13 protein-coding genes and 1 pseudogene are annotated in these 15033 nt (G+C 43.5%); 9 read left to right on the top strand and 5 right to left on the bottom strand.

The window, feature by feature from the left end:
* Positions 1 to 34 precede the first annotated feature (34 nt).
* Positions 35 to 1729, top strand: coding sequence for a sodium:solute symporter (locus F9K23_16440; protein KAB2913611.1), 1695 nt, complete (start codon positions 35 to 37; stop codon positions 1727 to 1729).
* Between the two features lie 461 nt (positions 1730 to 2190).
* Here the strand turns inward: F9K23_16440 and F9K23_16435 are convergent, their stop codons facing one another.
* Positions 2191 to 2721 carry a hypothetical protein gene (locus tag F9K23_16435; GenBank protein KAB2913610.1) on the bottom strand — a complete coding sequence of 177 codons (531 nt, stop codon included), beginning with the start codon at positions 2719 to 2721 and terminating at the stop codon, positions 2191 to 2193.
* Between the two features lie 350 nt (positions 2722 to 3071).
* Positions 3072 to 5168: pseudogene (locus F9K23_16430) on the bottom strand (sodium-translocating pyrophosphatase).
* 372 nt (positions 5169 to 5540) lie between these two features.
* Between F9K23_16430 and F9K23_16425 the strand changes: the two are divergent.
* The 4 genes from F9K23_16425 to F9K23_16410 all read left to right on the top strand — a co-directional run bounded on the left by F9K23_16425 (position 5541) and on the right by F9K23_16410 (position 8738).
* Positions 5541 to 6032 (top strand): NlpC/P60 family protein, encoded by a 492-nt coding sequence (locus F9K23_16425; GenBank protein ID KAB2913609.1) that lies wholly within the window; start codon positions 5541 to 5543, stop codon positions 6030 to 6032.
* A gap of 89 nt (positions 6033 to 6121) precedes the next feature.
* A complete protein-coding gene (locus F9K23_16420; protein KAB2913608.1) occupies positions 6122 to 6589 on the top strand; it encodes a nucleoside triphosphate pyrophosphohydrolase family protein in 468 nt (155 codons plus the stop codon).
* 71 nt (positions 6590 to 6660) lie between these two features.
* The gene (gene efp, locus F9K23_16415) at positions 6661 to 7224 is read left to right on the top strand and encodes an elongation factor P (protein ID KAB2913607.1); all 564 of its coding nucleotides are present in this window, start codon (positions 6661 to 6663) and stop codon (positions 7222 to 7224) included.
* A 347-nt stretch (positions 7225 to 7571) separates the two neighbouring features.
* Positions 7572 to 8738, top strand: coding sequence for a T9SS type A sorting domain-containing protein (locus tag F9K23_16410; protein ID KAB2913606.1), 1167 nt, complete (start codon positions 7572 to 7574; stop codon positions 8736 to 8738).
* A 39-nt stretch (positions 8739 to 8777) separates the two neighbouring features.
* On the opposite strand, the gene mtaB is transcribed toward F9K23_16410, so the two are convergent.
* Positions 8778 to 10088 carry a tRNA (N(6)-L-threonylcarbamoyladenosine(37)-C(2))-methylthiotransferase MtaB gene (mtaB, locus tag F9K23_16405; protein KAB2913605.1) on the bottom strand — a complete coding sequence of 437 codons (1311 nt, stop codon included), beginning with the start codon at positions 10086 to 10088 and terminating at the stop codon, positions 8778 to 8780.
* A gap of 206 nt (positions 10089 to 10294) precedes the next feature.
* Between mtaB and F9K23_16400 the strand changes: the two genes are divergently transcribed.
* From F9K23_16400 to F9K23_16390, 3 genes are all read left to right on the top strand, one after another.
* A complete protein-coding gene (locus F9K23_16400) occupies positions 10295 to 10813 on the top strand; it encodes a hypothetical protein (GenBank protein KAB2913604.1) in 519 nt (172 codons plus the stop codon).
* A gap of 78 nt (positions 10814 to 10891) precedes the next feature.
* The gene (locus F9K23_16395; protein ID KAB2913603.1) at positions 10892 to 12142 is read left to right on the top strand and encodes an FtsX-like permease family protein; all 1251 of its coding nucleotides are present in this window, start codon (positions 10892 to 10894) and stop codon (positions 12140 to 12142) included.
* Positions 12143 to 12299: 157 nt separating this feature from the next.
* Positions 12300 to 12785 (top strand): hypothetical protein, encoded by a 486-nt coding sequence (locus tag F9K23_16390; GenBank protein KAB2913602.1) that lies wholly within the window; start codon positions 12300 to 12302, stop codon positions 12783 to 12785.
* On the opposite strand, the gene F9K23_16385 is transcribed toward F9K23_16390, so the two are convergent.
* Positions 12760 to 13401 (bottom strand): carbonic anhydrase, encoded by a 642-nt coding sequence (locus tag F9K23_16385; protein KAB2913601.1) that lies wholly within the window; start codon positions 13399 to 13401, stop codon positions 12760 to 12762. The two genes, F9K23_16390 and F9K23_16385, sit on opposite strands and share 26 nt — an antisense overlap.
* Positions 13402 to 13410: 9 nt before the next feature.
* Entirely contained in the window at positions 13411 to 14568 is a 1158-nt protein-coding gene (locus F9K23_16380) for a homogentisate 1,2-dioxygenase (GenBank protein ID KAB2913680.1), read from the bottom strand.
* A gap of 146 nt (positions 14569 to 14714) precedes the next feature.
* Here F9K23_16380 and F9K23_16375 point away from each other — a divergent pair.
* Positions 14715 to 15033, top strand: a 319-nt coding sequence (locus F9K23_16375) for a hypothetical protein (protein KAB2913600.1), incomplete at its 3' end; no start/stop codon positions are given.

Here is a 15033-nt window from a genome sequence, read left to right as displayed (position 1 = left end):
TGGTATTGTTTTACCTATTTAGCGAGTATTTTAAATGAGTTGGATTGATTGGGTGGTATTAGTAGGAACCTTGCTGTTCATAGCTCTTTACGGGATGTGGAAAAGCAGGGGAATGCGCAATATTGAAGGCTACCTGCTGGCCGATAAAAAACTGCCTTGGTACCACGTAGGACTTTCGGTAATGGCAACACAGGCAAGTGCTATCACCTTTCTTTCTGCACCGGGATTGGGATATGCTGATGGTTTGCGCTTTGTGCAATTCTATTTCGGGTTGCCGCTGGCCATGATTGTGATATGTATTGTTTTCATTCCCATCTTTAAAAACCTAAACGTTTATACCGCCTACGAATACCTCGAAAACCGTTTTGACATAAAAACGCGGTCACTCACTGCTTTTTTATTCCTGTTACAGCGAGGTTTATCAACGGGTATAACCATTTATGCACCTGCAATTATCCTCTCAAGCATACTCAACATAAGTATTATTTACACCACCTTTATTATGGGCGGTATCGTGATACTTTATACGGTGTATGGCGGTACAAAGGCCGTTTCTTACACCCAAATGTTCCAGATGATTATCATCTTTTCAGGCCTGTTTATGGCCGCGTTTATGGTGGTGTATATGTTACCCCAAGGCGTAGGCTTTACCGATGCCTTGCACATTGCCGGAAAAATGGGGAGAACCAATGCAATCGATACTACTTTCGACCTTAACAACCGCTATAATATATGGTCGGGCATCATTGGCGGGTTCTTTTTGCAGTTATCGTATTTCGGTACCGATCAGTCGCAGGTAGGTCGTTATCTTACAGGGAGTTCCGTAAGTCAAAGTCGTTTAGGTTTGGTAATGAACGGGTTGGTGAAAATCCCCATGCAGTTCTTTATCCTGTTGATTGGCGTATTGGTTTTTACTTTTTATCAATTTCACACCCCGCCTGTTTTTTTTAACAGTGTTGAAGTGAACTCTGTTGAGAATAGCGAATATGCTCAACAGTTTAAACAGCAAGAGGAGTTATACCAAAGCACCTATACCGAACGCAGGCAATACGTGGATGGCTTGGTTGATGCATTGCACACGGACAATCAATCAAAAATTGATGAAATGCGCACCGCTTTGCAGCAATCGGATAGTAAAGCAAACGAAGTGCGCGATTCAGCCATACGCATCATTAGTGCCCACAACAAACTGGCTGATAAAAACGATAGTAACTATGTTTTTTTAGGCTTTGTAACCCAATACCTGCCAACGGGTATGGTAGGGCTGCTGATAGCCATTATATTCTTGGCAGCCATGGGTTCTACCGCCAGCGGACTTAACTCGTTGGCATCTACCTATATTGTTGATTTTTACAAGCGGTTTACACACAAAAACGGCAGCGACCAACGCTATTTAAATGCCTCGCGATGGGCAACGGTGGTATGGGGCTTGTTTTGCATGGTGGTTGCTCTATATGCAGGCAAATTGGGCAATTTGATAGAAGCTGTGAACATTCTCGGTTCCTTATTCTATGGGGTGATATTGGGTATTTTTATCACTGCTTTTTTCGCCAAACACGTAAAAGGCACTGCTGTGTTTTATGCAGCCTTGTTAGGCGAAGTGTTTGTTGTAGCTGCTTGGATTACCGATTTAACCTCATTCTTATGGCTCAATCTTATAGGCTGCGTACTTGTATTTACCTTCGCAGTATTGATACAAGCGTTTAGTATCGAAAAAACACAATCTTAATTGGTAATTTATTCCCCCTCACCCTTCGACAGGCTCTATCCTTCGACAGGCTCAGGATGGGCAATCGCGCTTGTCCGTCGTTCGTAAAGTCCCCTTTAGGGGATTTAGGGGTGAGATTGCTTCGGGAGACCTCGCAATGACGGGGAAACTACTGTCATGCTGACGAAGGAAGCATCTTACCCCGTTTTGTTAACACAGTTGTTATAAGGTTCTTGGCTATCGCTCAGAAAGACAGGGTGGGGTACAAAGGCCAGTGCGCAAGCCTTCCCCCTGCTAAGGGGGAAACCGCCGCGCTTGCCTGCCACCGCGCCCTTCGGCAGGCTCAGGATGGGCAACCGCATTTGCCACTGTCCTGCTGACGAAGAAGCGTCTTACACAACTTGTTACAGAGTTGTAACGAGTTTGCCTTAAAGGTGAACGTTAGCGGGGTATGGTTAAGAGAATATCGATATATACGCGGATCAGTTATACATCGATTTAAGGCTTTCAACAACGGCTAATTGAATTTCTTCAAGTTCCTTATACTCTTTAGTGTAAATACCGTCTCGTTGTTTTACATCAAAGAAAAATTTACTTAAAGAAATATATGCTTCCTTAATATCTGCTCCTTCAATATAAAATTCAGATGCAATGAACATATCATGCAACTTTTTATTACTTGGGGATTGACTTTTATAGTGCTTTATGTATTCTTTAGGCAAGCTATCTAGATAGTTTTTGCAGTAAATTCCTACTAACTCTGACAGTGCCCCGTCAGATTTACTAACTATCACACCAAAAACTTTACTATAATATTCTCTTGTTGTAAGGTTGGCTGAAAACAGACTATCCAGACAACAACCAGTTAATTTATCATCTGTCGGAGTTACAACACCCTCTAAAATCTGTTTCGCATGGGCTGCAATAGCACTATCTGAAGTGCCAACATATGATTGAGCCTTTGAAAAAATCATCGTACTAAAGAACACTACTAACAGCGATAAATATTTCATTGAGCCAAAATAACAAAAAACCCCGCTGTTGGGCGGGGTTTGTATAGATTTAATAAAAGTTAATCTTAGTGTTTGTGGTCACCATGATCTCCATCGTGATGATGAGGCTCGGCGGCACCGTCTTTTTTGCCTTTAGCGTGTTTCACGCACTCAGCTTTTTGCTCAGGGCTACAACCTACGCTATCGCAATAAGCAGCACACTCTTCGGGGGTCATTTCCATACACTTGTCCATATCGCATTTAGCGTTTGCACTTGCATGGTGTCCGTCCATTGAGCAGCAAGCCTCAGTTTTAGCTTTACTACCGTCTGTGCAGCAATCAGCAGCACTCGCACCATGACCGCCGTTTACAGCAATGTGTGGAGCAATAATCAATGAAACGATTGACATCAATTTAATCAAAATGTTCATTGAAGGACCTGATGTATCTTTAAAAGGATCTCCCACTGTATCACCGGTTACCGATGCTTTGTGAGGTTCTGATTTTTTGTAGAAAGTTTCGCCGTTTATCACAACGCCCTTTTCAAACGATTTTTTTGCGTTATCCCATGCACCACCTGCATTGCTTTGGAACATACCCATCAACACACCGCTAACGGTAACACCGGCCAACAAACCGCCCAATACTTCAGGGCCGAAGATAAAGCCTACAATTACAGGTACTATAAGTGCAATAGCACCGGGTAGTATCATTTCACGGATAGAAGCTTTAGTTGAAATCTCAACGCATTTTTCATACTCAGGCTTGGCTTTGTATTCCATAATACCGGGTATTTCGCGGAACTGGCGACGAACTTCGTTCACCATATCCATAGCAGCGCGACCTACCGCAGCAATTGCTAATGAAGAGAATATAAATGGTATCATACCGCCTACAAACAGACCGGCCAATACATTTGCTTTGTAAATATCGATAGCATCAATGCCTGCAACACCCACAAATGCCGCAAACAGTGCTAATGAGGTAAGTGCTGCTGAAGCAATGGCAAAACCTTTACCGGTTGCAGCAGTAGTATTACCTACAGCATCTAAGTTATCAGTACGTCCACGAACTTCTTCGGGCAATTGGCTCATTTCAGCAATACCACCTGCGTTATCAGCAATTGGACCAAAAGCATCAATTGCCAACTGCATAGCAGTAGTAGCCATCATACCGGCAGCTGCAATAGCCACACCGTACAAACCGGCCAAAGCGTATGAGCCGTAAATACCACCTGCCAATACTAATATAGGCAACACGGTACTTTCCATACCTACTGAAAGACCACCGATAATGTTAGTAGCGTGACCTGTACCTGATTGTTTAACGATTGAAAGCACCGGACGTTTGCCCATTGCAGTATAGTATTCAGTAATGATACTCATTAAAGTACCTACTACTAGACCTAATAAGATGGCCCAGAATACATTCATGTTGGTGAATTCATATCCACGGATAGAAAGGTTTTCAGGCAGCATCCACATTACAAGGAAATAAGATACTATACCGGTAATGATAATTGATGACCAGTTACCCATGTTAAGGGCTTTTTGTACATCACCTTTATCATCTTTCACTTTCACGAACCACATACCTATAATAGAGAATATGATACCCAAACCTGCCATTAACATTGGCAGCAATACAGGAGCCATACCGCCAAAGTTATCAGCCGAAACAATTTCGCGGCCTAATACCATGGTAGCAAGAATGGTAGCAACATAAGAACCGAAAAGGTCAGCACCCATACCGGCAACGTCACCTACGTTATCACCTACGTTATCGGCAATAGTAGCAGGGTTACGAACATCGTCCTCAGGAATACCTGCTTCAACTTTACCCACAAGGTCAGCACCTACGTCGGCAGCTTTGGTATAGATACCACCGCCCACACGTGCAAACAAGGCTATACTTTCAGCACCCAACGAGAAACCTGCAAGTACTTCAAGGGCTTTTGCCATATCAGGACCGTTAACGTTTCCGTTTTCGCCAACAAACATTGTATAAAATAAGATAAACAATGAGCCAAGACCCAAAACTGCCAAACCTGCAACACCCAAGCCCATTACCGATCCACCGGTAAATGATACTTTAAGTGCTTGTGCAAGGCTGGTACGTGCCGCTTGTGTTGTACGCACGTTAGCTTTGGTAGCTATATTCATACCTATGTAACCGGCTACTGCCGAGAAAACTGCCCCAATTAAAAATGCCACTGCGATAATTGGGCTTGAATTAGCAGAAGGAATAGTTCCGCTCCATGCCAGCAATACTGCCGCAATAACAGCAAAATACGATAGTACTTTCCATTCGGCTTTCAAAAAGGCCATTGCACCTTTGGCAATGTAACCAGCCAATTCTTTCATGTTTTCGTCGCCCGCGTCTTGCTTGCTCACCCATGCTGATTTGATGGCCATCACCAGCAATCCAACCACGCCAAGTGCGGGTATTAGGTAGATAAGGTTTTCCATATAGTCTATAAATACGATTTTTTACAGGACGGCAAAAATAAGGTTTTGCATTAACAAAGTGAAAAATAGTTGAACTATCGTGGTTTTAATCTCTCAACATTGGATTATCTGTTATCTTTTTGAGACTATGATACCGTTTTACAACCCATACCATTGCTGCATTGTTTCTTCTCAAACAAAAAAATTAAAAACTACTGAAACCACTCTGTTTAAAACGCTTGTGGAAAAAATATGAATAACTGCAAGGGGTTTTTCACCCTCTCGGGTTTCCCCTTTTCCCTTTTTGGCCCTATATTTGCAAACGTTTTATTACAACCGACTTAAAAACGGTTTAAGTTCTTGTACAGTAAGTTATACATATCCGCACTAGCTATGCTTGTGGCCTTATTAATGTCGGTTTCGGCATTCGGGCGCACAGGCAACACTCCTGCCGACAGTTCTGAGGCAGCGGATAGTCTCGTATATATACCATGTTCACTTACTGATTCTCTTTTAGATTACGCAGATAATTATTTAGGTACCCGTTACCGCAGTGGTGGCAAAACCCCAAAAGGTTTTGATTGCTCAGGCTTTGTATATTATGTATTCGGAAAATTCGGGTATAAAACTTCGCCCTCATCATCTGCAGTTCGAACCATAGGTAAAGAAGTAGATAAAGAAGATGCCCGCCCCGGTGATATTATTTACTTCACAGGTCGCAACTCACGTTCAAAGCGTCCCGGCCACGTTGGTATCATTACCGAAATAAAAGACGGCACAATTTATTTTATCCATGCCTCGGTAAATTTGGGTATCTCATATTCTACCAACCAAACCCCGTATTACAAAAAGCGTTTTATGGGCATCCGCAGGGTGCTGGATTAATCTTACCCGCCCCTCTGCTCCTCTTCTCAATCTGTTTTTGTTAATAAAATGTAAAAAACACACGCTGTGTTGCTTACTATTTTTGAGGCATGGAACAACCACAAAGCCTTAAACAAGTAGCAGAATTTCACCGCACTTTCCGCCATCCCATTATTGAACAACCTGCCATACCCAGCGCCGCCCGCAGCGAACTGCGCGTGAGCCTGATAGCCGAAGAGTTAGAAGAACTGCGCCAGGCCATTGCAGATAATAATATAGTAGAGATTGCCGATGCTTTGTGCGACATACAGTATGTGCTGAGCGGTGCAATACTTGAGTTTGGCCTCGGACATAAGTTTAAAGCTTTATTTGACGAAGTGCAACGCAGTAATATGAGTAAAGCCTGTCAAACTGAAGAAGAAGCGCAAGCAACTGTTGTGCATTTTAAAGAGAAAAAAGGCGAAGATTGCTATTATAAAGAGGTAGAAGGCTTATACCTTGTGTACCGCACCAGCGACGACAAAACCATGAAGTCTATTAACTATAGTCCCGCTGATTTAGCTTCAATTTTAAAATAGAAACGGTTTATAACGGGCAGGGTTTTGCCAATTAGATGGTAAAACTTATTTTTGCCTCCAAAATTTACACAATGGCAAATACATCAGATGTTTCAGTAGGAATGTTTTTGCGCCACAACGGCGAGTTGGTGCAACTTATAGAATACATGCACCGCACACCCGGCAACTTGCGTGCTTTCTATCAAGCAAAAATGCGCAATGTAAAAACAGGGAAATTAGTTGAATACCGCTATCGTAGCGGCGAAGAGGTTGAAATTGTACGTGTGGAAGTACGCGAACTGCAATACTTGTACAAAGACGGCAATAGTATTGTTTGTATGGACAATGATACTTTTGAGCAGATATATGTGGACGAGATTATGTTTGGCGATGGTGCTAAATTTATGAAAGAGGGCATGACTGTGAAGATTTCTTTTGAAGAAGATGCTCCTATTGCTGCTGAAGCCCCAACGTTTGTTGAGCTTGAAATTACCTACACCGAACCCGGTGTGAGGGGCGATACTGCTACCAACACATTGAAACCTGCTACCCTTGAAACAGGAGCAATTGTTAACGTTCCTTTGTTTGTTGATACCGGTGAAATCATCCGTATTGATACCCGCACCAGCGAGTACATGGAACGTGTGAAGAAGTAATATCTTTAAACCCTATAATGAAGGCTGCCCAAAAGGCGGCCTTTTTTTGTTTATGCATTGTACGTCGGGTATAAAACCCGATTCTATTGATAAAATTGAGCCCTTAATCATTATCAATAACATAGGGATTTATTCCCTATGATAACCCAAGACATCGGGTATAAAACCCGACGCTATTGAGAGTATTGCACCATCAATCATTATCAATAACATAGGGAGCTATTCCCTATGATGACCTAAGACATCGGGTATAAAACCCGACGCTATTAAGAGTATTGCACCATCAATCATTATCAATAACATAGGGATTTATTCCCTATGCTATCCCAAACCCGTACCTTTGCCGTATGATTAAACGGTTTTGTTTGGCGTTGGTAGTTACAGCAGTTTCAGATTCGGCAGTGGCCCAAATACCCAAATTGGGCAATGATACTTTGCTGGATATTGCCACTTGGAACGTGGAATGGCTGGGTGAAAGCGGCTATGGTCCTACCGACGAGAACCTACAGTTTAACAATGTTAAAACCGTTATCAATCAAACAGGGTTTGATATTATTGCTTTGCAGGAAATGGCCAATACCAATACCTTTTTCAACCTTAGCGATGCTTTGTTTAGCACCTACGGCAGCATTAACTCTACCTTTCAGGCAACACAAAAAATGTGCTTATTGTATAAGAAAAGTATGTTTGAGTTAATACCCGATTTAAGCAAAAACATATTGAACCAGTATGCTAACAGTGCTTTTGCTACGCGACCACCATTGCAAGTGGCTCTTAGGACTAAACAAAACGACCGAGTAGACACTTTATATTGTATAGTGGTGCACATGAAGGCACACACGGGTTCTACAACAGAAAAACAGGACTCGTACAATCGTCGCAAAGAAGCTGCGGGGCATTTAAAAACCTATGTTGAGCAATACCTTGCTGGAAAGAAATACATAATACTAGGCGATTGGAACGATGATTTGAATACCTCGCTTTACAACAATATGCCTACCCCTTACGGTAATTTTTTGGACGCTGGTTACCTTTTTGCCACCAAACAACTTACCGATGCCGGCAAAAACTCGTGGGCGTTTGGCAATAAAATGATTGACCACATTATGATGGCAAAAAGCATGGACAGTTTGTACATTCCTGCATCATCAAAGGTGTTTGACAATGCAGGTAGTTACATTACCAATTTTAGCAACAATACTTCTGACCACTACCCCGTATATGCTTATTTTGATTGGAAACGATTGACAACCAACCCTAAACCTCCTTCATCGTTAGGGATTGATAACGCACAAACAGGAGTAACCGTTTATCCCAATCCTGCCAATGAAACTGTTTATATGGAAGGTATTGTGGACGAGTTAACCATTTACAACCTATTAGGGCAGCCTTGCTATACAGAGAAGCAACCGCTAAACCCTATAAACATTAGCGAATTACCCAACGGGATTTATACAATTGCCATTACCGTTAACGGAAACACTACCGTATCAAAAATGGTCATCAGCAGGTAGGCAACCCACTGTTTTAAAATCACTTGTAAATAGCTTGAATTAATGGGCTACAGGGATGGCCGTTTCTTCCACTGTTACTTCACCGTCAGCATCAATGCCCGTTAGTCTCACCTCCACCAGTTCATTTACCAGCAACGGATCGTAAGGCGTTTTTACCTTGATGTAGTTTTCGGTAAAACCGTTCATCATACCGCCGTTTTCTTCGGCCTCAAACAATACTGTAAACGTACCGCCAATGTGCTGCTCGTAAAAGCTGCGGCGTTTTTTCTCAGATAAAATGCGAAGCATCTCTGCCCTGCGGGCACGTTCTTTTTGGGGTACTACCCCTTCCATACGCACAGCGGTGGTATTCTCACGCTCGCTGTAAGGAAACACGTGCAAATACGATATATCCAACTCGTTAATAAAACGATAGGTATCTAAAAAGTCTTCTTCAGTCTCACCCGGAAACCCAACAATCACATCCACACCAATGCAGCAATTGGGCATTGCAGCCTTAATGCGTGCTACACGGTCGGCATATAACTCGCGTACATAACGACGACGCATCAACTTCAAAATCTTATTGCTGCCGCTTTGCAGAGGAATATGGAAATGAGGCACAAACTTTTGCGACTTCGCCACAAAATCAATAATGTCCTCATTTAATAAATTAGGCTCGATCGACGAGATACGGAAACGGTCAATCCCTTCCACATTATCCAACTGTTGCACCAAATCAAAAAAGGTTTCCCCGTTTTGTCGGCCAAAATCACCAATGTTTACTCCCGTAAGCACCACTTCCTTCACCCCTGTTTGAGCTACATTGCGGGCTTGCGCCACTGTTTTTTCAATGGTATCGCTGCGGCTAAAACCACGTGCCAAAGGTATTGTACAAAACGAGCAGAAGTAATTACAGCCGTCTTGCACTTTAAGAAAAGTACGGGTACGGTCGCCAAACGAAAAGCCGGGCACAAATACATTCGTCTCTTTAATCGGGCTGTTGTGCACAATGGCTTTTTCAGCATTGCCTAATTCTTTTAAGTGGTGGGCCAGATTAAACTTCTCTGCAGCACCCAACACCATATCCACGCCGGGTATTTCGGCAATTTCCTGCGGTTTCAACTGTGCGTAGCACCCAATAATCACCACATTGGCAGCAGGATTATACTTTAACGCTTCTTTAACCACTTTGCGGCATTTTTTATCCGCATTATCCGTTACAGAGCAGGTATTTATTACATACAAATCAGCACCTTGGGTAAACTCTTTACGGGCAAAGCCTTCCCCCTCCATTTGGCGGGCAATGGCACTGCTTTCGCTAAAGTTTAGCTTACAACCCAATGTATAAAAGGCTACCGATTTCTGCATTTTTTTAAAGGTCGCAAAGATAAGCAATTTGTAATTAACCTCTAATTTTACACACGATAGACGAGGGCGGTGGCAATAGCCAAATACTAAATTCTAAAAAAGAAGGAACACCCCAACCACCAATCACTAACAACTACTATGCTTGGTATAAAATACGGTGGCGGGTATGGCAAAAAACCGATAACTTAGCAAAAAACCTTACTACGTTGAGAGTCCTGCTTGCCCTTATACTTGTTGTTACCACGTTTTTCGGCTGTACCGATAAAACCCCTTTGTTGCAAATTACCGCTACGGCAAAGGTTACCGATGGCTACGCTATCCACAACCTTATACAAACGGGAACATATACGCCGCTTACCGATAGTGCGCAACTGGCCAAGTACCTAAGCCCCACCGAAACTGCCGATGCGTTGCAAAACCGCCTCACCAAAACGTATAGTTTGTATAAAGATTTGGGGACAATGGATGGTTTTTTGGTAAGAGCGTTACTGCTTAGCCAAAACAAAAACGGTAAAGAATGCTACACCTTCCAGTTGCGCAGTTACGATAAGGCAAGTAAACCGGTTGATATGTTTGAATTTGCCGTGTGGGACGGTGCAGCTAACCGCTATTGTTCGGGTACACTTAGCCGCCAGTGGATTATTAACCGCACTTGCGATACTACTACCGAGGTTTGGCAACTAATAAACAGCGGTCGTTTTGTGGCTTCATCTTTCCATAAATAATCTTTTATCGAAGGTTTGGGGCTCTATACAGATAATTTTTTTGCCCCTTGGGGTTAATTTTCCACTTTTGAAAGTGTAATTAGCCACCCCTTGAACTTTAAAGACACTTTAAATCTCTCGCTTGACTCGATAAAGATAAACAAGCTGCGCACCGTAATTACCGCGCTGATTATGGCTATCGGTATTATGGCCTTGGTGGGCATTTTGTCTTCGATAGATGCAATGAAGGTGTATCTTACCAAAAGCTTCTCAGAAATGGGGGCAAACACGTTCAGCATCAAAAACCGAGGCGGTAACTTTAGGATGGGTGGCCCCGGCAAGCGCATCAATTACCGCAAAATATCGTACGAAGAGGCCGTTGATTTCAGGATGGCGTACAACTTTCCATCGGCCACCGTTTCGGCATCGGTAAACGTATCGTTTGCCAGCACGGCCAAGTACCAATCACGCAAAACCAATCCCAACACCCTAGTATTAGGGATAGATGAAAACTACCTGCTGGTATCGGGCTATAAAATCTCTAAGGGACGTAATATAAGTACGGGCGATATGGAGGCCATGACCCCCGTGGCTATTATAGGTACTGACATTGCAGGTAAATTATTTCCGAATAAAGAAAATCCTATCGATAAAGAAATATCAGTAGGCGGGGTGAAAATGAGGGTGATTGGCGTGCTTGAATCCAAAGGAAACTCGGTAGGGTTTGGCGGCGGCGATAAGCTTATTTATGTGCCCCTTACGTTTGCCAAATTCAGGCTGATAAACTCGCCTCCTTCCTACGCACTTTCAGTAATGGTGAATGACCCTGAAATGATTGACCCTGCGATGTCTGAAGCCGAAGGGATTTTTCGCAAGGTGCGCAAGGTGAATGCTTTTGACGATAATAATTTCCAGATGACTAAAAGCGACGGTTTGGCGCAAGAGTTTATTCAAAACCTTGGTATGCTAACCTTTGCGGCTACCATTATAGGGGCTATTACCATTTTTGGGGCAGCCATCGGGCTAATGAATATTATGCTGGTAACGGTTACTGAGCGTACCCGCGAAATCGGTATCCGTAAATCATTAGGGGCTACTCCTGCCATTATCCGCAAGCAGTTTTTGTATGAGGCCGTAACCATCTGCCAGCTGGGCGGTGCGGGCGGTATTGTACTGGGTATTATCATTGGTAATATTATCTCGGGTGCATTGGGCGTTGGCTTTATCATGCCGTGGGTGCCTATTATTATTGCCCTTATACTGTGTACACTGGTAGGACTGGCCGCGGGCTACTACCCTGCCCAAAAGGCTGCCAAGCTTGACCCTATTGAGGCGTTACGCTTCGAATAACCACTCGGTCACAACACCCCTACTACACTTAGTCGGTATTTCTCAACCTATTTATTTACTGCTTTTTAAGCAATCCTGTACGATTATTTAGGGTAAATGATTTCTATCATAGTAAACCTTGATTAATAGCTGTAACTCGCATAAAAAAATGGATGGGATGAAAAGCTTTTTAACAGTTTGTTTGATTGCATTATTGATAATACAATCGATAACGGGCTTGTGGGGCGGAGCGGTTTTAATTGCCGCCCCTGACGGTAGCTTGTTTAATATGCCGCTTACGGCACTAAAAAACAGCCCTTTTCCAAACTTTTTGATACCCGGCTTTGCGCTGTTTGTTTTGCTGGGAATAGTACCGGGCATAGCTGCCTATGGGATGATTACCCGCCCAACATGGAAATGGCCTCAAAAACTGAGTGCCTACCCCGACCAATTTTGGGCATGGACTTTTGCCCTGTACGTGGGGCTGATGCTGATAATATGGATTGATGTACAAGTAGCGGTTATTGGCTACGGTGATGTGCTGCAAGCTATATATGCAGTGGCCGGGCTGGCTATTACTATACTTAGCCTGCTGCCTGCCGTTAAAAACACCTATAAAGTGGGAAGAAAAAACCGTACTAAGCCAGCTTCAAATCATATATAGAGCGTATTTCTTCAAAACGCGCTTCCATATTAAGGTTAAGGTCTTTTAGATTACCGGTGCGCACATCAAACACCCAACCGTGCACCGTAGGAAAACCTGTTTTGTACCACATACGCTGCACGTGGTCAATCTTAATAATGTTAAGGCATTGCTCAAGCACATTCAGCTCCACCAAACGGTCAAAGCGGCGTTGCTCCTCTATAATAGCGTCCAGTTCTTCCCTGTGCAAGCGGTACACATCGCGCAAGGTTTGCAGCCAACTGTTCAGTTGCCCCATATCGCTTGGGTTAAGGGCTGCTTTTATACCTCCGCACTCGTAATGGCCGCACACAATAATGTGTTTCACCTTTAAAAACTCAACAGCATATTGCACCACGGCATTCACGTTGGTATCAGTGCTTACCACCAAATTGCCCACGTTGCGGTGTATAAACACCTCGCCCGGTTTCAACCCCATAAGGTCTTCGGCAGTTACACGGCTATCAGAACAGCCTATGTATAAAAACTCAGGGTGTTGGCCTTTAGAAAGCTGATTGAAATAGTCAGGGTCAACCGATAGTTTCTCGGCTACCCATTTCTTGTTGTTTTCAAATATTTTATCAAAAGACATACTAATGGCGATTAACTATTCTACCCAACTTTTCCAGTAACTTGGGTCTTCAAGGGCAAGCGCCTGTTCTGTAATTTGCAGCGGGTAAAAGGGGTCTATCATCACCGCTAATTCTTTGGTTTCCTTCGCTCCTATCGATTTTTCAACCGTGCCGGGGTGTGGTCCGTGAGGTATGCCTTTGGGGTGAAGGGTAATCATACCGCGCTCTACGTGTTTACGGCTCATAAAATCACCGTCAACATAGTACAAAATCTCGTCGCTATCCACGTTGCTGTGGTTGTAGGGTGCGGGTACAGCTTCGGGGTGGTAATCAAACAAACGGGGGCAAAACGAGCAGATAACAAAGTTGTGCCCTTCAAAAGTTTGATGCACCGGAGGCGGTTGGTGCACACGGCCAGTAATAGGCTCAAAATTATGGATTGAAAACCCGTAGGGATATACGTAACCATCCCAGCCAATAGCATCAAACGGATGAGTGGCGTAGGTGTACGGCCACATCATGCCCTGCTTTTTAATCATCACCTTATAATCCCCCTTTTCATCGTAGGTTGTAAGGTTTTCGGGCAGTTTAATATCGCGCTCGCAATACGGGCTGTGCTCAAGCAATTGCCCGAAATTGTTGCGGTAGCGTTTTGGCGGAACTATGGGACTAAACGATTCGGTAATAAACAAACGGTTATTTTCACCGTCAAACTCAAGCTGGTAAATAGTACCGCGGGGTATCACCAAATAATCGCCGTATTCAAAAGGAATTTCGCCGTACAAGGTTTTTAGCTTGCCGGTACCCTCGTGTATAAAAATCACCTCATCCGCATCGGTATTTTTAAAAAAGTAATCAGTGGTTGATTTTTTAGGAGCAGCACTGCTGATGTGCAAATCGTTGTTTACCAATAAAGGCACACGACTTTCAAGGTAATCATCTACAGCAGGTACATTATAGGTTAAAAAGCTGCGGTGCTGCATATTTTTAGCAACGGCTACTTTTGGCTCAACACTGTAAGGTGTGCCGATATCCTTTACCAGCGTGGGCGGATGGCAATGATATACCAATGAATATATGTTTGAGAAACCTTCGGTTGATACAAGTTCTTCTGCATACAAATTGCCATCAGGCTTGCGGTACACAGTGTGGCGCTTTTGGGGTATAGCCCCCATTTTATAATAAAACGGCATATTGCAAAGATATAGCATTTCGCATTTATCCTCCATCATTTAGCTATTAGCCGTAAGCATTTAGCAGCGGCATACCGCAGTTTTTACTGCTACGCAACACGCACAAACTGCCAACTATCAAATTACCCTTATAAAAAATCAATTGCATGAACCACTACACTAGCCCGCAGTCTGCCCTTGATGATTTTAGCAGGGTGATTGACCAACTTGCTGCCGAGTTGCAGCTATACGCCAAACGACCGCAACCCAACGGGGCGTACATAGATAAGCAAAACCTACTGATACTGCGCCTTACCGAGATATACAACGGTATCACCGCTTTGCAGCATTACGATGCGTGGACAGCCCTTGAAACCCTAATGAAACGCCTGCAACAAACTGACCCAAACATTAGCGGCTACTACATACACCTGCGCACCCAACCCCACGGAAACAATTTTGCTTTGATAGAATACAACCCGTTTT

The organism is Bacteroidota bacterium, from assembly GCA_008933805.1.
GTDB lineage: Bacteria > Bacteroidota > Bacteroidia > UBA8524 > UBA8524 > SB11.
This window is presented reverse-complemented; position numbering and strand designations above follow the sequence as displayed.

Coding starts and splice junctions, on each gene's coding strand:
- F9K23_16440 (KAB2913611.1), top strand. CDS start 35: ATGAGTTGGATTGATTGGGTGGTATTAGTAGGAACCTTGCTGTTCATA.
- F9K23_16435 (KAB2913610.1), bottom strand. CDS start 2,721: ATGAAATATTTATCGCTGTTAGTAGTGTTCTTTAGTACGATGATTTTT.
- F9K23_16425 (KAB2913609.1), top strand. CDS start 5,541: ATGCTTGTGGCCTTATTAATGTCGGTTTCGGCATTCGGGCGCACAGGC.
- F9K23_16420 (KAB2913608.1), top strand. CDS start 6,122: ATGGAACAACCACAAAGCCTTAAACAAGTAGCAGAATTTCACCGCACT.
- efp (KAB2913607.1), top strand. CDS start 6,661: ATGGCAAATACATCAGATGTTTCAGTAGGAATGTTTTTGCGCCACAAC.
- F9K23_16410 (KAB2913606.1), top strand. CDS start 7,572: ATGATTAAACGGTTTTGTTTGGCGTTGGTAGTTACAGCAGTTTCAGAT.
- mtaB (KAB2913605.1), bottom strand. CDS start 10,088: ATGCAGAAATCGGTAGCCTTTTATACATTGGGTTGTAAGCTAAACTTT.
- F9K23_16390 (KAB2913602.1), top strand. CDS start 12,300: ATGAAAAGCTTTTTAACAGTTTGTTTGATTGCATTATTGATAATACAA.
- F9K23_16380 (KAB2913680.1), bottom strand. CDS start 14,568: ATGCCGTTTTATTATAAAATGGGGGCTATACCCCAAAAGCGCCACACT.